The organism is Ancylobacter amanitiformis (genome assembly GCF_030814815.1).
In the GTDB taxonomy this organism is placed as follows: domain Bacteria; phylum Pseudomonadota; class Alphaproteobacteria; order Rhizobiales; family Xanthobacteraceae; genus Ancylobacter; species Ancylobacter amanitiformis.
In genome coordinates this window covers 180,935-198,497 of record NZ_JAUSVR010000004.1, presented here as the reverse complement: position 1 = coordinate 198,497, position 17,563 = coordinate 180,935, and the positions used below count along the sequence as shown (strand labels likewise).

The window sequence follows — 17,563 nt, the reverse complement described above, 5'->3', positions numbered from 1 at the left end:
GGGTACGCGCGGCCCGGAGGGAACCGCGGAGGCGATGAGGGCATGCCTCAGTTGGGCCGACATGACAATAGCGTCAGGCCATTTAGACCCAAAATGCCGCGCCTTGGCCCTACTTGTCCTCGTCGCGCAGGCGCGCCAGCGCGGCGAAGGGGGAAGCTTCCGCATCGCTCAGTTCCTCCACGCCGGAGAACGCCACGCCCGGCTTGCGCGGATAGGGATCGAGCCCGAGCGCGAGAAATTCCGCCACCACGCCGCCGACATCCACCGTGCCGTTGACCAGCGGATCGGGCAGATTGAGTTCGGTGACGTCGATTTCCGCCCCCGGCTTCACCTCCGGCAGCTTTTCGGCCGGCGCGAAATGCATGTCGATGTCTTCCGACACCGGCCCGTCGAAATTCTCCAGCGTGACGACGCAGGTCTGCGTCACCACGGCGTCGAGGTGCCCCGTGACCCGCACGCTGCCCCCGCTTCCGGGAACGAGGGTGACGGTGGCGGTCAGGACGGAAATGCCCGGAATGCCGAAATCGGCGGCAAGCGCCGCGCGCGTGGCGGCATCCGGCGCGAGCTTGACGGTGGTGCCCGTGTCGGGAAGGCTCGCCACCACTACCGGATGGCTCATCGGCAACGCATCGGTCATGACGGCGTGACCTCCTTGAAGTTGATGTCGGTGGCGGGCGGCATGGGCAGTTCGCCCGCCGCGAAGGTTTCGAAAGGCACCGCCGCGAGCGCGGTGACGGCGCGGCGCATATACAGCGCCAGGGCTTGCGCCTCGGCGAGGCGGGCGCCATCGTCCGCATAAACGTTGCGGTGGACGGCGTCCGCGAGGGATGCGTCGTCCGGCTCGGCCAGCGCCGCGTCATAGACGCTCACGCGGCCGTAGAAGGCCTCGGCGACGCGCTTCATCTTCTTCGGCACGGTGAGATCGCCCACGCCCATTTCCCGCAGATTGGCATCCATGTCGACACAGAAAGCGTCGAACACTCTCTGGGCGAATTCACGGCGCCCGGCGCTTTCGTCCTTCAGCCGGTGAAACAGCAGGAAGGCGTGCACGAGGATCATCTCGAACCGCCCTTCGATCGTGTCGGGCACACCATAAGCGGTATAGAATGCCGGATCGCGCGAGTGTGCCACGATCGCGCCATAGAGCCGCTGAATGGTCTCGCGTCCGTCGTTCCGGCGGAAGAAGCGCAGAATCATGACCGGCTCCCTGCCTCGCGCCGCCCGCCTCTGGCCGGCGGATGGTCGATGTGGGGGTTAGCGCGGGTCGGTGCCAGTGGCAACCCCGGACGGGTGCCCCGGGCCCGGCCGGCGCGGGGCAAGGTTGCGTCGATGGCGCCGCCTGTGCTTTCTGCGCAGCGCGCGTGCCGTGATTGGCGGCTGCGCGCTTTGCGACGGCGCGATGTGGCGGCGGATGGAGATGTGGTGATGGCAGTGACGCGCGTAACGCTCCTTGCGACCGCGATGGCGGCTCTCGGGATGGCCGGATGCGCCCCCGGCGATCTCAGCATGCCGGCCTCGACAATGGGCTTGCCGCGCACGCCGACGGGCTTCGTCTCCGAGCAGCAGCGCGGCTATGTGGCGACGCCCGGCGCGCTGGAGCAGATCCCGGTGGGGTCGAGCCAGGAGCAGGTGCTGCTCGTGCTGGGCACGCCCTCCACTGTCGCCACCGTGGATGGCGAGGTGTTCTACTACATCTCGCAGAAGGCCAAAAAGGTGATGTTCCTGCGGCCCGAGATCATCGACCAGCGCGTTCTCGCGGTCTATTTCGACCCCAAGGACAAGCGCGTGACCCGCATCGCCGACTATGGCCTGAAGGACGGCAAGGTGTTCGACTTCGTGTCGCGGACCACGCCGACCGGCGGACAGGAACTGTCAATTCTCGGCCAGTTCCTCAACGCGACCCAGTTCAACCCGACGCTCTGAGCCACCCGACGGCCGACGCGGGGCGCCGGCTGTCGTCAATCGCGCTTTCGCAACTTCGCGGGATCGATTCGCCTGGAGCATTTCGGGGAACTCCGGTTCGCCGAAGATGCTCCAGGTTCCCGGCTTGAGGTTCTTGGCTCCAGGTTCTTGGGCTCGACGCGTTTTCGTCACGCGATCCGGCATCCACCCCGCTCGAAAACGCTCTAGAAGCGCGTGGCGGCGAACGGGGCGGGATCGACCACCGGCGTCACCCCGTCCATCATGTCGGCGAGCAGGCGCCCGGTTATCGGGCCGAGCGTGAAGCCCAGATGCTGGTGGCCGATCGCCAGCCACAGGCCCTTCTGTCCCGGCGCGGCGCCGATCACCGGCAACATGTCCGGGAAGGCGGGGCGCGAGCCCATCCATGGCTCCGCTTCGGCCCGCGGGCCGAGCGGAAACAGGCCGCGCGCCAGAATTTCCGTCTGGTCGAGCTGGACAGGACTGCGGGGCGCATCGCGGCCGGCGAATTCCACACCCGTGGTCAGGCGGATGCCACCCTGCATCGGCGTGATGACATAGCCGCCCTCCTCGTCCAGAATCGGCCGCGCAAGGCTGGCATTGCCCTCGGGCCGGTAGTGCATGTGATAGCCGCGCTTGACCTGCAGCGGCAGATTGACGCCGAACGGCCGCAGCACGTCCATCGCCCATGGTCCCAGCGCCACCACCACGTTCGGCGCCTCGACGGCCCCCTCCTCGGTCTTCACCGACCAGCCCGCGCAGAACCTTGCCAGCGTGCGCGCGTCCCCGCGCAGCACCCGGCCACCAAGCTGCGGCAGGTGGGCCGCATAGGTCTGCGTCACGCCGCCGGGGCTGGAGACGGAGTGCGGGTCCGACCACAGCACGGCACCGGTGAAGACCGGCCGCAGCGAGGGCTCCAGTTCCAGCGCCTCGTGGATCGACACCTCGCGGGCGGTCAGCCCGTAATGGCGCGCGAGGGGGAACTCGGCGCGCTCGCTGGCGAGTCCGCCCTCGGTGCGGTAGAGCTTGAGCCAGCCGCCCTCGCGGAAGAAATGCCCGGCGCCGCTGGCCGCGCTGAGGCGCTGGTGCTCGGTGACGGTGTGCACCAACAGCGAATCCATGACGCGGGCATAGTCGAGTATGCGGGCCGGCGCCGAGGCGCGCCAATAGGCGAACATCCAGGGAATGAGGCCGGGAAGCGCGCTCCAGTGATAGCTCGCGCCGGGATTGCGGCGCAGCGCCACGTCGAGCAGCGCCTTCACGCTGCGCGGAAACGCGGTCGGGTAGATGGAAGCGCGCTCCACCAGGCCGGCATTGCCATAGGAGGTTTCCTCGCCCGGGCCACGCCGGTCGACGAGGACGACCGAGCGGCCGCGCTCGGCGAGATTGAGCGCAATCGACGTGCCGACAATGCCGGCGCCGAGCACGATCGTATCGGTTTTCATGGGAAGTCGTCCTAAGGCAGAGGCGGCGGAGCGGGCCCGAGAGCCACGCCCCGCCACACCGGCCCCGAGTCAGTTGATCGGGAAGGGGAAGTATTTCGCGTTGATCTTCTGATAGGTGCCGTCGGCCTGGATGTCCTTGATGGCCTTGTTCAGCATCTCGCGCAGTTCATTGTCTTCCTTGCGCACGGCGATGCCGGTCCCATCGGGGTTCATGTCGGCGAGGTCCGGGCCGATGAACTTGCAGCACTTGCCGGCATCGGTCTTCTCCAGCCATTCGTAGAGCACGAACTTGTCGGCCGCCACCGCATCGAGGCGGCCGGCGGCGAGGTCGGCATTGGCCTCGTCCTGGGTCGGGTAGAGCTTGACCTCCGAACCCTTGTACTTGTCCTCGAGATAGGTTGCCCCGGTCGTGGAGGACTGCGCGCCAAGCACCTTGCCCTTCAGCGCCTCGGGGGTGATCGCGGTGAGCGTCGTATCCTTGGGGGCGATGAAATTGCCCGGCGTCAGGTAGTAGGGAACGGTGAAGGCCACCTTCTCCTTGCGCTCGTCGGTGATCGACATTGAGGCGACGATGGCGTCGTATTTCTTGGCGAGCAGCGCGGGGATGATGCCATCCCAATCCTGCGCCACGAAGGTGCATTCAACCTTCATCTTCTCGCAGAGCGCATTGGCGATATCGATGTCGAAGCCGACCAGCTTGCCGGCCGAATCCACCGAGTTGAAGGGAGGATAGGCACCTTCGGTGCCGATGCGCACCTTCTTGATTTCCGCATGCGCGGCCCCGGCAGCGAGCGACATGGCCGCAGCCGCGGCCAGTATCCTGACGAATTTCATATCGTGGTTCCCAATCTCGCTGCCGTACACGGGCAGCTTGCCCGAAGGCTAGGCCCTGCCCCACCGCGAGGCAATGCGCGCTTCGCCTAACCTTTAGGCCATCCCGCCCTCAGAAATGGCTGAAGCTGCTCCGCGCGAAGGCGATCGGCGCGCCCCCCTCGTCCCGCACCACCAGCCCCTGCCCCGGATATGTGCGGCCGATCACCGCCGCGCCGATGCCCGCCGCGGTGGCGCGCGCATGAAAGGCATCGAGATGGGCGTCGGCCATCACGGCGAGAAGCTCGTAGTCGTCGCCGCCGGTCAGCGCCGTCTCCAGCAGCGCCGGCTCGGCGGTGATGGCGGCGCGGGCGGCATCGCTCAGCGGCACCCGGGCGGCGTCGATGGCGCCGGCCACATGAGAGGCCGCGAGCAGCTTGGCGAGATCGCCGACCAGACCGTCGGAAACGTCCATCGCGGCAAGGGCATGCGCGCGAAGGCTGGCCGCGAGCGCGAGGCGCGGGCGCGGATGCAGATAGCGCTCCGCCAGGAAGGCGCGCTGCGCGCCATCCAGCGCCGCGAAGCCGGGGCGGCCGGGATCGAGGCGCAATTGCAGGCCGAGCGCCGCGTCGCCGATCGTGCCGGTCACGACGATCGCCGCGCCCGGCGGGGCGCTGGTGCGCCGGACCATCTCACCCATCGGCACCGAGCCGAGCGCGGTGATGGAGACGGTGAAGGGCCCCGGCGTGCGCACCGTGTCGCCGCCCAGCAGCGGCGCGCCGTAGCGATCCGCATCCTCGCCGAGGCCGCGCGCGAAATCTTCCAGCGCGTCGGCCGACATGTCGGGCGGGATGGCGATGGCGAGCAGTACGCCGAGCGGCACGGCCCCCTTGGCCGCGAGGTCGGAGAGGTTCACCCGCATCGCCTTGCGGGCGATGGAGGCCGGCGGGTCATCGGCAAAGAAGTGAACGCCGGCGACCAGCGCGTCCTTGGTCAGCACCAGCTGGTGGCCGGGCGGCAGGTCGAGGAAAGCGGCGTCGTCCTTCAGCCCGAGCGCGCCGGGATGCCGGGCGAGCGGCTCGAACAGCCGCGCGATCAGGCGATCCTCGCCGGAGCCCGGATCCTTGCCGGGATTGCCTGCCGCGCCGGAACCGCCCGCGCTCATGTCCTCGCCCTCAGCCCGGGAACTCGGCGGGGCGCCGCTCGCGGGCGATGCCGTCCAGCACCGCATTCACCATGCCGGTCTCCTCGCGGTCGAGGAAAGCGGCGGCGACGTTCACATATTCGGCAACCACGACGCGGGCGGGAATGTCCGGCCGGGCAGCGAGTTCATAGGCGCCCGCGCGCAGCACGGCGCGCAGCACCACCTCGATGCGCTTGAGCGGCCAGCCATTCACCAGCGCGGCATCGAGAACGGGATCAACCACCCGCTGCTCGCGCACCACGCCGCCGACAATGTCGCGGAACAGGTTGAGGTCGGCGCCGGCAATCTCGTCGCCCTCGATCTCCTGGCCGATCCAGTGGCTTTCGAACTGGGCGAGGATCTCGGGCAGCGGGGTCGCCGCCACATCCATCTGGTAGAGCGCCTGCACCGCATTGAGGCGGGCGGCGCTCTTGCGCAGCGGCTTGTGGTTGACCGGCTTGGAGGTCGCGGGTTTGGCGGTTACGGGTTTGGGGGTCGCGGTCATGATCGCCTCACGCCTGCCCGACGCGGCGCTTGAGGCGCAGCAGGGTGAGCGCCGCCTCGACCGCGCCACCGCCCTTGTTGCCCTCGCTCACGCGGGCACGGACCCATGCCTGCTCGTCAGTCTCGACCGTGAGAATGCCGTTGCCGAACGGCAGCTGGCGCGCCACGGCGAGGTCCATCAGCGCGCGGGAGGATTCACCCGCGACGATCTCGAAATGATAGGTCTCGCCACGCACGACGCAGCCGAGTGCGACGGCCGCGTCATAGGGCGTGCCGGCAGCGGCGGCGGCATCGAGCGCGATGGCGATGGCGGTCGGGATCTCCAGCGCGCCGGGCATCGAGATGACCTCCGCGCTGGCGCCGGCGGCGGTGACGGCTCCCATCGCGCCGGCGAGCAGTTCGTCGGCGATGTCGTCATAGAACCGGGCCTCGACGATGAGCACGCGCGCGCCGTGGAGCGGCGTGAGGTCGGCATCGGAAGCGCGCGGCGGGCGTGGGCTCGCCATGATTGGAACCTCATGAAACTGGACGGGCCGACGAGGTAGACCCGTCAGCGGAACTCCGCAAGCCGCGCCGCGTAGCGGGCCATCATGTCGACTTCGATATTGACAGCGCCGCCCGGCTGGACATCGCCCCACGTCGTATGCGCCAGCGTATGCGGTATGAGCAGGCAGGAAAAGCGCAGACCGTCTACCTCGTTCACCGTGAGCGAGGTGCCGTCGAGCGTGACCGAGCCCTTCGCCGCGATGAACGGGGCGAGCGCGGCCGGCACCTCGAACACGAAGCGCGTCGTCTCGCCCAGATCCTCGCGCGCCACCACGGTGGCGACGCCATCGACATGGCCCTGCACGATATGGCCGCCCAGTTCGTCGCCGATCTTGAGCGCGCGTTCGAGATTGAGCCGCCCGCCCACCTGCCAGTCCCGCGCGGTCGTCACCGACAGCGTCTCCGGCGCGGCCTCGACCTCGAAGGCGTCGGGCTGCACCGCCACCACGGTGAGGCACACGCCCGAGCAGGCGATCGAGGCGCCGAGCGCGATGGTGGACGTGTCGTAGACGGTGCCGATGGTCAGCCGGCGCACGTCATTGCGCGGCGCGACCTCGCGGACGGTGCCGATATCGGTGACGATTCCCGTGAACATCTAGCGACGCCTCATGATGGTGAGCCGATCCGCGCCGTGCCGCTCGGTCTCTGTCACCGACAGATAGGTATCCAGTTGCGAAAGCGGCAGTCCCTCCAGCGCATCGAGCCCATCATGGCCCAGTTCGCGCGGCGCCTCGAAGATATCCGCCTCGTCGACCAGCCGGCTCTGCACGAAGGCGGCGGCGACGCGCGGGCCGGCCTCGACCATCAGCCGGGTGATGCCGCGCAGCGCCAGCAGCTTCACCGCCTCGTCGAGATCGAGCCCGCCCCCGGCGCGGCGGCGCACGCGCATCACCTCCGCCCCGAGACCGACGATCAGCGCCTCGCGCTCCGCCGGCGCATCCTCGGCCGCGAGAATCCAAAGCGGCGCGGTCGCGATGCTGCGGGCCAGCGCGCTGGTGGCCGGCAGCCGCAGATCGCTGTCGAGCACGATGCGCACCGGCGAGCGATCGAGCATGCCCGGCAGGCGGCAGGTCAGCAGCGGGTCGTCCGCCAGCACTGTGCCGATGCCGGTGAGCACGGCGTCGAAGGTGGCGCGCAGCATGTGCACCCGCCCGCGCGCCACCTCACCGGTGATCGCGGCGGGGCGGCGACCGGCGAGCCCGACCTTGCCATCGGCCGAGACGGCCAGCTTGAGCATGACATGCGGGCGGCCTTCCGTGACGCGGCGGATATGGCCGGCATGGGCGATCCGCGCCTCCGCCGCGCCGGGCCCGACAATCACCTCGATCCCGGCCTCGCGCAGGATGGCGAAGCCGCGGCCGGCGACGCGGAAATCCGGGTCTTCCACCGCCGCCACCACCCGCCGGAGGCCGGCGGCGCGGATCGAATCGACGCAGGGCGGCGTCTGGCCATGGTGCGAACAGGGCTCCAGCGTCACATAGAGCGTCGCCCCGTGCGCCGCCGCGCCCGCCTGCGCGATCGCCTGCGGCTCGGCATGGGGACGGCCGCCCTTGGACGTCCAGCCGCGCCCGAGCACGACCGGGCCGGCGGGCGTCTCGCGCACCACCACCGCGCCGACGGCGGGATTGGGCCAGGTCTGGCCGAGTTCGCGCCGGCCAACGCTGAGCGCGGCGGCCATGAGGGCTTCGTCTTGCATGTCAGGCTTCATCATAAGGGAGCGACGGCTGGCGGCGATGTTCGGCCGCATCAATCGTCGGCAAGGTTGGGGCGGCGGCGGGCCGGGGCGGCGGGGTCTTCGCCATCCCCGCCCTCACCCGGGCGCGGCTCCAGCTCGCCAAGCACGGCCTCGAAATCCTTGGCCTCGCGGAAATTGCGGTAGACGGAGGCGAAGCGGACATAGGCGACGTCGTCGAGCTGTTTCAGGCTCTCCATCACCAGCTCGCCAATGGTCTCGGAGGTGATTTCGCTTTCGCCCATGCTTTCCAGCCGGCGCACCAGGCCGGACACCAGCCGCTCGATCCGCTCGGGATCGACGGGGCGCTTGCGCAGCGCCACCTCGACCGAGCGCGCCAGCTTGTCGCGGTCGAACGGCACGCGCCGTCCCGAGCGCTTGAGCACGGTAAGCTCGCGCAGCTGCACGCGCTCGAACGTGGTGAAGCGGCCGCCGCAATCGGGGCAGATGCGGCGGCGGCGGATGGCGGCGCTGTCCTCGGTCGGACGGGAGTCCTTCACCTGCGTTTCGAGACTTCCGCAATAAGGACAGCGCATCGGTTCACCTGGGTTCCGGGGGCCTCAGCCGTAGATCGGGAAACGCGCGAGCAGTTCGGCCACCTTGCCGCGAACCGCCGCCTCGACCAGGCTGTCCTCGTCGGTGCCCTTCTGCGACAGCACGTCCAGCACCTCGGCGATCATGTCGCCGATCTGCTGGAACTCGCCCACGCCGAAGCCGCGCGTCGTGCCGGCCGGGGTGCCAAGGCGCACGCCGGACGTGACGAAGGGCTTCTCGGGATCGAACGGGATGCCGTTCTTGTTGGTGGTGATGTGGGCGCGCCCGAGCGCGATCTCCGACACCTTGCCGGTGAGCTTCTTCGGCCGCAGGTCGACCAGCATCAAATGCGTGTCGGTGCCGCCGGAGACGATCTCGAAGCCGTGGCCCTTGAGGTTTTCCGCCAGCGCCTGCGCATTCTCGACCACGTTCTTCGCGTAGATCTTGAACTCCGGCTGCAGCGCCTCGCCGAAGGCCACCGCCTTGGCGGCGATGACGTGCATCAGCGGGCCGCCCTGGATGCCGGGGAAGATCGCCGAGTTGAACTTCTTGGCGAGGTCCTCGTCATTTGTCAGGATCATGCCGCCGCGCGGACCGCGCAGGGTCTTGTGCGTCGTGGTGGTCACGACATGGGCATGGGGCACCGGGTTGGGATGCACGCCGCCCGCCACCAGCCCGGCGAAATGGGCCATGTCGACCATGAGATAGGCGCCGACCGAATCGGCGATGGCGCGCATCTTCGCGAAGTCGATATGGCGCGGATAGGCCGAGCCGCCGGCGATGAGCACCTTCGGCTTGTGCTCGTCGGCGAGCCTGGCGACTTCCTCGTAATCGATGCGCTGGTCGTCGCGGCGCACATTATAGGGCACCGGCTTGAACCACTTGCCCGACAGGCTCACCGGCGCGCCATGCGTGAGGTGGCCACCGGCGGCGAGGTTGAGGCCGAGGAAGGCATCGCCCGGCTGCATCAGCGCGAAGAACACGGCGGTGTTGGCCTGGGCGCCCGAATGGGGCTGCACATTGGCGAAGCCGGCGCCGAACAGCTGCTTGGCGCGGTCGATGGCAAGCTGCTCCGCCACGTCGACGAACTGGCAGCCGCCATAATAGCGCCGGCCGGGATAGCCTTCCGCGTATTTGTTGGTCAGCACCGAACCCTGGGCTTCCAGCACGGCGCGCGAGACGATGTTCTCGGACGCGATCAGCTCGATCTCGTCGCGCTGGCGACCAAGCTCGGCGGAGATGGCGCCGGCGAGCTCGGGATCGGTCTCGCCGAGCGTCGCTTCGAAGAAGCGGCTGATGGAGCTGGTGGATGAAGCGTGGGCTTCGGACGACATATTCCGGCCTCCCTGGCACGGGGCGGTGGCGACGCCTTCGGGCCGACCTCGCGTCGGCCCTTCGGAAATCAAGGCGGGTCGCTTAGCACAGCCCCTGCGGCGTTTCAAAGCACGCTCCCGGCAGGACGCCTTGCATCGACGCGGCGGCGCGTGCCGAGCGGCGCGACACGGGCCGGCCGGGATGACAGGACAAGCGCCGCTCGCCTATCGTCGGGGCCCCTTCCCCCGCGAATCCGGGACCCGCGATGAAGATCATCCACACGCCGCGCCATCTCGGCCATTCCGGCCATGTCGAGCTCAATAACGGGCAGATCGTGCCCGCCTTCGAGAAGCCCGAGCGGGTGGCGATGATTCTCGACGCCATCGGCGCGCGCGGCCTCGGTCCGCTCGTCGAGCCCACCGCGCACGGGCTCGACCCGCTGCTTGCGGTGCACGATCCCGCCTATGTCCGCTTCCTCGCGCAGGCCTGGGAATTGTGGACCGCCGAGGGGCGCGACACGCCAGCGTTGCCGAGCTTCTGGCGCGCGCCGGGCATGCGCTTCATCGAGCCGGACGCCATTGACGGCAAGCTGGGGCATTTCTCGTTCGATGCCGGCTGCTGCATCGTCGCGGGCACCTGGGATGCCGTGCAGGCGGGCGCCGATGCCGCGCTGACCGGAGTCGATCTGCTGTCCGGCGGCGAGCGGGCGGCCTTCGCGCTGTGCCGCCCGCCCGGCCACCACGCCCATGCGGGAACCATGGGCGGCTACTGCTTCATCAACAACGCGGCGGTGGCGGCGCAGGGCCTGCGCGACCGGGGCGCGGCCCGCGTGGCCATTCTCGATGTCGACTATCACCACGGCAACGGCACGCAGGCCATTTTCTACGAGCGCGGCGACGTGCTGGTGTGCAACATCCACGCCGACCCGATGCAGGAATTCCCCTATTTCCTCGGCTATGCCGATGAGACGGGCGCGGGCGCGGGTGAAGGCTTCAACGCCAATTTCCCGCTGCCCTGGGGCACGGACTACGAGGGCTGGAGCGCGGCGCTGGAGGCGGCCTGCGGGCGCGTGAACGCCTTCGCGCCGGACGCACTCATCGTGTCGCTCGGCGTCGACACCTACAAGCACGACCCGATCTCGCAGTTCCGGCTCGACAGCCCGGACTATGTCGGGATCGGGCGACGCATCGCCGCGCTGGGCCTGCCGACGCTGTTCGTCATGGAGGGCGGCTATGCGGTGGAGGCGATCGGCGTCAACGTCGCCAACACGCTGGAAGGCTTCGAACAGGCGTGACGAATGGGGAGGCGAGGGCCTGCGGGGAGGCGAGGGCCTGGAGCGCCCTCGCCTGCCTCACAGCCGGTAGAGGATCTGGTCGGTCCAGAAGCGCTCCAGCCGCTGCAGCGCCTTGTTGATCACCTGGAAGTCCTCGCGCCCGATGCCGCCGATCTGCTCGATCGTGGTGATGTGCTTGCTGTACAGCGCCTCGACGATGGCGCGCACTTCCTCGCCCTTGGGCGTCAGCTTGATGCGCACGACGCGGCGGTCGATGCGCGAGCGCTGGTGGTCGAGATAGCCGGCCTCGACCAGCTTCTTCAGATTGTAGGATACGTTGGCGCCGAGATAATAGCCCCGCGTGCGCAGTTCCGCGGCGGTGAGCTCGGCATCGCCGATATTGAACAGCAGCAGCGCCTGGATGGCGTTCACGTCCTCGCGGTCGCGGCGGGCGAATTCGTCATTGACCACGTCGATCAGCCGGCGATGCAGGCGCTCCAGCAGCGACAGCGCCTCCTGATAGAGCGGCGCGATCTCGTCCTGCGCCGCTTGCGCGGCCTCCTGACGCGCAAGCTCGCCCCGCTGCTCGCCCCGCGCTTCACCCCGCTTGCCGAATGCCACCACGCTCGTTGCCTGAGCTGTCGCCTTCATCTGCACACCCCGATCCGACCTGGGGATTATCTCCCTCTCATCCGCCGGAGTGTGGGGCGCGCGCTCTAAGGACGGCTTAAGCGAGAGCCTGAATCGTTAGTGAAAACTTATCCTTTACGGGGCGTTAGCGGGATCAGTCCTCGCTTTCGCGGGCCGCCTTGTAGGTCAGGAACGCGTAGATCGCGACCAGCACCGTCTCCACCGCCGCGACGATGAACAGCCGCCCCACGCCCTCGGGCGCCGAGGCGTTGATGAGGATCTGCACCATCGCCGTCACCAGCCACAGCACGACGCCCCAGGAGGCGCCGAGCCACAGGCCGACCGCCGCCACCGGGTTCATGATCGCCGCCCAGATCACCGCCGCCTGCGCGGCCAGCGAGAGCATCTCGAACCGGCTGGTCGTACCGTCCCACACGCCGCAGATCAGGGTCCAGCTGTAGATCGTCTTCAGCAGCAGGAAGCCGGCCAGCACACGCAGATACAGCACCACGCGGCGCTGCCAGGGCGGCAGTTCGGCGCCGGCCAGGCCTATGGTGGTATCGATGGGGTCATAGGGTGAACTCATCCCGCCTGAATACCCGAATTCGCGCTCAGGTCAGCAGCAATTCGTCGGGCAGCGGCTCATCCATGAGCGCGGCAATGGCGCGGGGATCGACCTCGTCCAGCCGCGACGGCCGCCAGAGCGGCGTCTGGTCCTTGTCGATCAGCACGGCCCGCACGCCCTCATAGAAGTCCGGGCCGTCCAGCAGGCGGGTGACGACACGGAACTCCAGCGCGAGGCATCCGGCCAGATCCAGGCCGAGGCCACGCTGCATCTGCTGGAAGGCGATGTGCACGCTGGTCGGCGAGGCGCGCCGGAGCGTGTCGCGCTGGGCGAGGGCGAAATCGGCCACCTCGCCCGCGCCCGCGCCCGCATGATCGAGCGCGGCGAGGATCGCATCGACGCTGCCGCCGGCGAAGATGCGGTCGATGACCGGGTACAGTCGCAGCAAGGCCGGCGCGGGCGCGTCGGCCTTCAGCGTGGCGAGGCTGCGCTCCACCGGCTCGCCGGCGGCCAGGGCCTCGATCAGCGCCGGCCAGCGGGCGGTGGGGACAAAGTGGGTGTAGAGGCCGAGCGCCACGGCGTCCGGCATGCCGATGCGCGCGCCGGTCATGGCCAGCCAGGTGCCGGCCCAGCCCGGCAGGCGCGGCAGAACGAAGGTCGCGCCGACATCGGGAAACAGGCCGATCGCCACTTCCGGCATGGCAAAGCCCAGATTTTCGCCGGCCACGCGATGGCGGGCATGACCCGACACGCCGAAACCGCCGCCGAAGCACAGTCCGTCGACCAGCGCGATGAACGGCTTGGGGTAGCGGGCGATGGCAAGGTCCAGCGCATATTCGTCGCGCCAGTAGTCGCGCGCCGCTTCCTTCCGGCCGGAACGCCCCAGCTCCACCATGTGCCGCACGTCGCCGCCGGCGCAGAAGGCGCGCTCATGCGCCGAGCGCAGCAGCACATGCGCGACAGCGGGGTCCTCCGCCCAGCGCGCCAGCTGCGCGTGCATGGCCCGCACCATCGCGTGGTCGAGCGCGTTCAGCGCCCGCGGCCGGTCCAGCGTGATGATGCCGGCCGCGCCGCGGACCTCGAATCGAATGCCGATGTTCTCGCTCACGCCGCCTGCCCTTCCGGATGCCCATGCTCGCCGTCGCACAGGCAATAGGGCCTCGCGGCGCCGGGGAAAAGACGGCGCGCGGCACGAGCGGGCGCGCCGAAGCTGCATTCGGGCCTGCCCGCGACGGCGGGGCGGGCCGGCCTGCGACGCTTTGGCGGGCAAGTACGCAATCGCCCCGCTCTACATATCGCGCTGACAGCTGTATGACGTTATAAGTATTCGAAACTGGTCGATGCGAGCGTGTCCATGACGATCCCCTTCGCCCGTCCCCGCCCCGCCTTTCTCGAGCCCTCGGGCCGACAGGATGCGTCGTCGCGGCTCGATCTGGCCCAGCGCCCGCGGCGCAACCGGAAATCCGAGTGGACGCGCCGGCTGGTGCGGGAAAACACGCTCACCGCCGCCGATCTCATCTGGCCGATTTTCGTGATGGATGGCAGCGAAGCGCGCACGCCGGTCTCCTCCATGCCGGGGGTGGAGCGCTTGACCGTCGACGAGGCGGTGCGCGAGGCCGAACGCGCCGCCGGCCTCGGCATCCCCGCCATCGCGCTGTTTCCCTATACCGACCCTGTCCTGCGCTCCGCCGACGGGCGCGAGGCGCTCAACCGCGACAATCTCGTCTGCCGCACGCTGCGGGCGATCAAGGCCGCGGTTCCCCATATCGGCCTCATCACCGACGTCGCGCTCGATCCCTATACGAGCCACGGCCATGATGGCCTGCTGGACGTCGACGGGCGCATCCTCAACGACGATACGGTGGCGGTGCTGGTGGAGCAGGCGCTGGTGCAGGCCGATGCCGGCGCCGACGTCATCGCCCCCTCCGACATGATGGACGGCCGGGTCGGCGCGATCCGCCGCGCGCTCGACGCGGCGGGCCATATCGACGCGCAGATCCTCGCCTACAGCGCCAAATATGCGTCCGCCTTCTATGGCCCGTTCCGCGACGCGGTCGGCTCCAATGGCTGCCTCAAGGGCGACAAGCGCACCTATCAGATGGACCCCGCCAACGGCATCGAGGCGCTGCGCGAAGCCGCGCTCGACATCGAGGAAGGCGCGGACATGCTGATGGTGAAGCCCGGCCTGCCCTATCTCGACATCGTCTACCGGCTGAAGGAGACCTTCGGCCTGCCGACCTTCGCCTATCAGGTGTCGGGCGAATACGCGATGATCGAGGCCGCCGCCCGCAATGGCTGGCTCGACGGCGAAAAGGCGATGATGGAGAGCCTGATGGCCTTCAAGCGCGCCGGTGCCGACGGCATCCTCACCTATTTCGCTCCCCGCGTCGCCGAGAAGCTGGCCCGCGAGGGCTGACGGCGCGCGAGGGCGAGGGCAGGACGCGGGAGACCGGCATCGCCCGCTTCACGGCCGCCCTTCTCCTGCTGCTGACCGCCCTCGCGCTTGGCGCCTGCGGCGCGATCATCGACGCCGACCAGGCGCGGATCTGCCGCTCCGCCGCACCGGCGCTGCACGACGCGAGCGTGGAGATCGTCGAGACCGCTCTCAACCCCGTGCCGGGCGCACCGAACGCGCTCAAACTCTCCTACCGCGCGCGCCGCGACGGCTTCGCCAGCGCGCACTGGATCATCTGCACCTTCGCGGCACAGACGGGAATCGGGCGCTTCGAACTGACCGCCATCGACACGGATCGCGGCGCGCTCAGCGACATCAAGCTCTATATCCTGCAACGCTGGGGCCTCGACGATCACCCGCCTGCGCTGGCGCGGCGCCCCCTGCTCCGGCTCGATGCACGCACCGCCTACTGGCTGCAGCAGACGCTGAACGGCATCGTCATGGCCGGCGTCTACGGGCTCATCGCCACCGGTTTCTCGCTGGTCTACGGCCTTATCGGGCGGATCAACCTCGCCTTCGGCGAAATCGCCGTGCTGGCGGGTACCAACATGCTGGTCGCGGTGGGGGTGGCGAGCCAGTTCGGGCGGCTGGGGCCGATGGCGCTCACCCTATCCCTGCTCACGGGGGCGGCGGCCGGCGCGCTGGCCAGCTGGGTGATCGGCCGCCTGGTGGTGCTGCCGGTGAGCCAGCGCGCGACCTCGCCGCAAGCCGTGCTCATCGCCACGGCGGCCGTCGCCATCGTGCTGGCCGAACTGCTGCGGATCACCGCGCCGGATCGCGTCAACTGGCTGCCGGCGCTGCTGAACCGGCCGATCTACATTGCCGGCACCCGCGGCTTCATCGCCACCGCCACCCCGGCGCAGCTTCTGGCGGCGGCGCTGAGCCTGTTCGGCGCGGCGGTGCTGCTCGGCCTCATCGGGCTGTCGCGCTTCGGCCGCGCCTGGCGCGCACATGCGCAGGATCCGCTCATGGCGGCCATGCTCGGAGTGCCGGTGCCGGCCCTTCGCTCCGCCACGTTTCTCGTCTCCGGCGCGGCCAGCGGGCTGGCGGGAACCATCGTCGTGCTGGCCTATGGGACGATTTCGCCCGGCGATGGGCTGGCCATTACGCTCAAAGCCTTGATTTCGGCGGTTATTGGCGGCATTGGCTCGGTGCCGGGCGCTTTTCTCGGCGCCGCCCTCGTCGCCGGCGTCGAAACCGTGTGGTCCTCGGCCTTTGATATCGCCTATCGCGACGTCGTGACCTATTCGCTCCTGGCCGGGTTTCTCATCCTGCGGCCAGGCGGTCTCTTCAATCGTGCGGCTCCTTCGCCGCGAGAATTCTGAGTATCTCGATGACCTTGCCCGTCACTCCCGCCGATGTCGCCGCTGCCCGCGAAGTGCTGGCCGGCGCGGTGCTGCGCACGCCCACGCTGCCGGCGCCGCGCCTGTCGGCGATTACCGGGGCGCATGTGTTCATCAAGTACGAGAATCTTCAGGTCACCGCCTCGTTCAAGGAGCGCGGCGCGCTGACCAAGCTGGCCAGCCTTTCCCCGGCCGAGCGCGCCGCCGGCGTGGTCGCCATGTCGGCCGGCAACCACGCGCAGGCGGTGGCCTACCACGCCGCCCGGCTGGGCATTCGCGCCACCATCGTCATGCCCATGCACACGCCCATCGTGAAGGTGGCGGCGACCGAGGCGCATGGCGCGCGCGTGGTACTGCACGGCGAATCGGTGGGTGACGCCAGCGAGGAGGCGGACCGCATCGCCCGCGCGGAAAGCCTCGTCTGGGTGCACCCCTATGACGATCGCTTCGTGATCGCCGGCCAGGGCTCCGTCGCGTCCGAAATGCTGGAAGACGCGCCCGAGCTGGAGGCGCTGCTGGTGCCGGTGGGCGGCGGCGGGCTCATTTCCGGCATGGCGGTGGCGGCGCGCGAGAAGCGGCCGGACATCGAGATCGTCGGCGTCGAGACCTCGCGCTATCCCTCCATGTGGAATGCGCTGCACCAGCAGAGCCTGCCCTGCGAGGGCACCACGCTGGCCGAGGGCATCGCGGTGAAGCAGGCCGGCGTGCTGACCCGCGAAATCGTCTCCGCGCTGGTCTCCGACGTGGTGCTGGTGGAGGAGCCGATCATCGAGCGGGCGGTCAACCTGTTCCTCACCCAGCAGAAGACGCTCGCCGAGGGCGCCGGTGCGGCCGGCCTCGCGGCGCTTCTCGCCGAGCCGGAGCGCTATCGCGGCCGCAATGTCGGCCTGGTCGTCTCTGGCGGCAATATCGACCCGCGCATCGTCGCGTCCATCATGATGCGGGAACTGGAGCGCGAGGAGCGCATCGTCAGCTTCCGCTTCTCCATGATGGACCGGCCCGGCGAACTCGGCATCATCTCGACGATGCTGGGCCAGCTCGGCGCCAACATCCTCGAGGTCGAGCACAAGCGCCACTTCCTCGACGTGCACGCCAAGGGCGCGCGGCTCGACGTGACGGTGGAGACGCGGGACCGCACCCATGCCGATCAGGTCTACATCGCGCTGATCGAGAACGGCATGGATGTCGCCCGCATCGACTGGCGCACCGGCAACTGACGGCCGGCGCGGGAAGGACGGCGCCGACGCGAGGCCAGCCGCCTTGCCGCCGGCGCTCGCCCTTCCCACCTGATGGGCGAGGAGGAACACCG

Annotated in this window: 19 protein-coding genes; 5 read left to right on the top strand and 14 right to left on the bottom strand. The window is 69.2% G+C overall.

Annotation, left to right across the window (positions count from 1 at the left end):
• Window positions 1–109: 109 nt before the first annotated feature.
• Window positions 110–637 (bottom strand): YceD family protein, encoded by a 528-nt coding sequence (locus QOZ99_RS08410; RefSeq protein ID WP_306889515.1) that lies wholly within the window; start codon window positions 635–637, stop codon window positions 110–112.
• The gene (locus QOZ99_RS08405) at window positions 634–1,197 is read right to left on the bottom strand and encodes a ubiquinol-cytochrome C chaperone family protein (RefSeq protein WP_306889514.1); all 564 of its coding nucleotides are present in this window, start codon (window positions 1,195–1,197) and stop codon (window positions 634–636) included. Before QOZ99_RS08405 ends, QOZ99_RS08410 begins: the two co-directional genes overlap by 4 nt.
• A gap of 228 nt (window positions 1,198–1,425) precedes the next feature.
• On the opposite strand from QOZ99_RS08405, the gene QOZ99_RS08400 reads away from it, so the two are divergent.
• On the top strand, window positions 1,426–1,923 hold the full coding sequence (locus tag QOZ99_RS08400; RefSeq protein ID WP_370876818.1) for an outer membrane protein assembly factor BamE: 498 nt from the start codon (window positions 1,426–1,428) through the stop codon (window positions 1,921–1,923).
• 203 nt (window positions 1,924–2,126) lie between these two features.
• Here the strand turns inward: QOZ99_RS08400 and QOZ99_RS08395 are convergent, their stop codons facing one another.
• The 9 genes from QOZ99_RS08395 to glyA form a co-directional block, all read right to left on the bottom strand.
• Window positions 2,127–3,365 (bottom strand): NAD(P)/FAD-dependent oxidoreductase, encoded by a 1,239-nt coding sequence (locus QOZ99_RS08395; RefSeq protein WP_306889513.1) that lies wholly within the window; start codon window positions 3,363–3,365, stop codon window positions 2,127–2,129.
• Between the two features lie 69 nt (window positions 3,366–3,434).
• The gene (locus QOZ99_RS08390) at window positions 3,435–4,199 is read right to left on the bottom strand and encodes an ABC transporter substrate-binding protein (protein ID WP_306889512.1); all 765 of its coding nucleotides are present in this window, start codon (window positions 4,197–4,199) and stop codon (window positions 3,435–3,437) included.
• Between the two features lie 109 nt (window positions 4,200–4,308).
• Window positions 4,309–5,340, bottom strand: coding sequence for a thiamine-phosphate kinase (gene thiL, locus QOZ99_RS08385; protein WP_306889511.1), 1,032 nt, complete (start codon window positions 5,338–5,340; stop codon window positions 4,309–4,311).
• A gap of 10 nt (window positions 5,341–5,350) precedes the next feature.
• Complete coding sequence (nusB, locus tag QOZ99_RS08380; protein ID WP_306889510.1) at window positions 5,351–5,863, bottom strand: transcription antitermination factor NusB; 513 nt, start codon at window positions 5,861–5,863, stop codon at window positions 5,351–5,353.
• Window positions 5,864–5,870: 7 nt separating this feature from the next.
• A complete protein-coding gene (gene ribH / locus QOZ99_RS08375) occupies window positions 5,871–6,368 on the bottom strand; it encodes a 6,7-dimethyl-8-ribityllumazine synthase (RefSeq protein WP_306889509.1) in 498 nt (165 codons plus the stop codon).
• 44 nt (window positions 6,369–6,412) lie between these two features.
• On the bottom strand, window positions 6,413–7,003 hold the full coding sequence (locus tag QOZ99_RS08370) for a riboflavin synthase (RefSeq protein WP_306889508.1): 591 nt from the start codon (window positions 7,001–7,003) through the stop codon (window positions 6,413–6,415).
• The gene (ribD, locus tag QOZ99_RS08365) at window positions 7,004–8,104 is read right to left on the bottom strand and encodes a bifunctional diaminohydroxyphosphoribosylaminopyrimidine deaminase/5-amino-6-(5-phosphoribosylamino)uracil reductase RibD (protein WP_306889507.1); all 1,101 of its coding nucleotides are present in this window, start codon (window positions 8,102–8,104) and stop codon (window positions 7,004–7,006) included.
• A gap of 50 nt (window positions 8,105–8,154) precedes the next feature.
• Window positions 8,155–8,676 carry a transcriptional regulator NrdR gene (gene nrdR / locus QOZ99_RS08360; RefSeq protein ID WP_370876817.1) on the bottom strand — a complete coding sequence of 174 codons (522 nt, stop codon included), beginning with the start codon at window positions 8,674–8,676 and terminating at the stop codon, window positions 8,155–8,157.
• Window positions 8,677–8,700: 24 nt separating this feature from the next.
• Window positions 8,701–10,008, bottom strand: a complete 1,308-nt coding sequence (gene glyA, locus QOZ99_RS08355; protein ID WP_306889506.1) for a serine hydroxymethyltransferase — start codon at window positions 10,006–10,008, stop codon at window positions 8,701–8,703.
• A gap of 245 nt (window positions 10,009–10,253) precedes the next feature.
• Between glyA and QOZ99_RS08350 the strand changes: the two genes are divergently transcribed.
• On the top strand, window positions 10,254–11,282 hold the full coding sequence (locus QOZ99_RS08350; RefSeq protein WP_306889505.1) for a histone deacetylase family protein: 1,029 nt from the start codon (window positions 10,254–10,256) through the stop codon (window positions 11,280–11,282).
• Between the two features lie 57 nt (window positions 11,283–11,339).
• Here the strand turns inward: QOZ99_RS08350 and ldtR are convergent, their stop codons facing one another.
• From ldtR to QOZ99_RS08335, 3 genes are all read right to left on the bottom strand, one after another.
• Window positions 11,340–11,912: a transcriptional regulator LdtR gene (gene ldtR, locus QOZ99_RS08345; protein ID WP_306889504.1), complete on the bottom strand. Its 573-nt coding sequence runs from the start codon at window positions 11,910–11,912 to the stop codon at window positions 11,340–11,342.
• Between the two features lie 133 nt (window positions 11,913–12,045).
• Window positions 12,046–12,477, bottom strand: a complete 432-nt coding sequence (locus tag QOZ99_RS08340) for a DUF6163 family protein (RefSeq protein WP_183191115.1) — start codon at window positions 12,475–12,477, stop codon at window positions 12,046–12,048.
• Between the two features lie 25 nt (window positions 12,478–12,502).
• The gene (locus QOZ99_RS08335) at window positions 12,503–13,564 is read right to left on the bottom strand and encodes an enoyl-CoA hydratase/isomerase family protein (RefSeq protein WP_306889503.1); all 1,062 of its coding nucleotides are present in this window, start codon (window positions 13,562–13,564) and stop codon (window positions 12,503–12,505) included.
• A gap of 246 nt (window positions 13,565–13,810) precedes the next feature.
• On the opposite strand from QOZ99_RS08335, the gene hemB reads away from it, so the two are divergent.
• The 3 genes from hemB to QOZ99_RS08320 all read left to right on the top strand — a co-directional run bounded on the left by hemB (window position 13,811) and on the right by QOZ99_RS08320 (window position 17,471).
• Complete coding sequence (gene hemB, locus QOZ99_RS08330; protein ID WP_306889502.1) at window positions 13,811–14,872, top strand: porphobilinogen synthase; 1,062 nt, start codon at window positions 13,811–13,813, stop codon at window positions 14,870–14,872.
• Window positions 14,873–15,039: 167 nt separating this feature from the next.
• Window positions 15,040–16,236 carry a branched-chain amino acid ABC transporter permease gene (locus QOZ99_RS08325; protein ID WP_306889501.1) on the top strand — a complete coding sequence of 399 codons (1,197 nt, stop codon included), beginning with the start codon at window positions 15,040–15,042 and terminating at the stop codon, window positions 16,234–16,236.
• Window positions 16,237–16,244: 8 nt separating this feature from the next.
• The gene (locus tag QOZ99_RS08320; protein WP_306889500.1) at window positions 16,245–17,471 is read left to right on the top strand and encodes a threonine ammonia-lyase; all 1,227 of its coding nucleotides are present in this window, start codon (window positions 16,245–16,247) and stop codon (window positions 17,469–17,471) included.
• The last annotated feature ends 92 nt before the right edge of the window (window positions 17,472–17,563 follow it).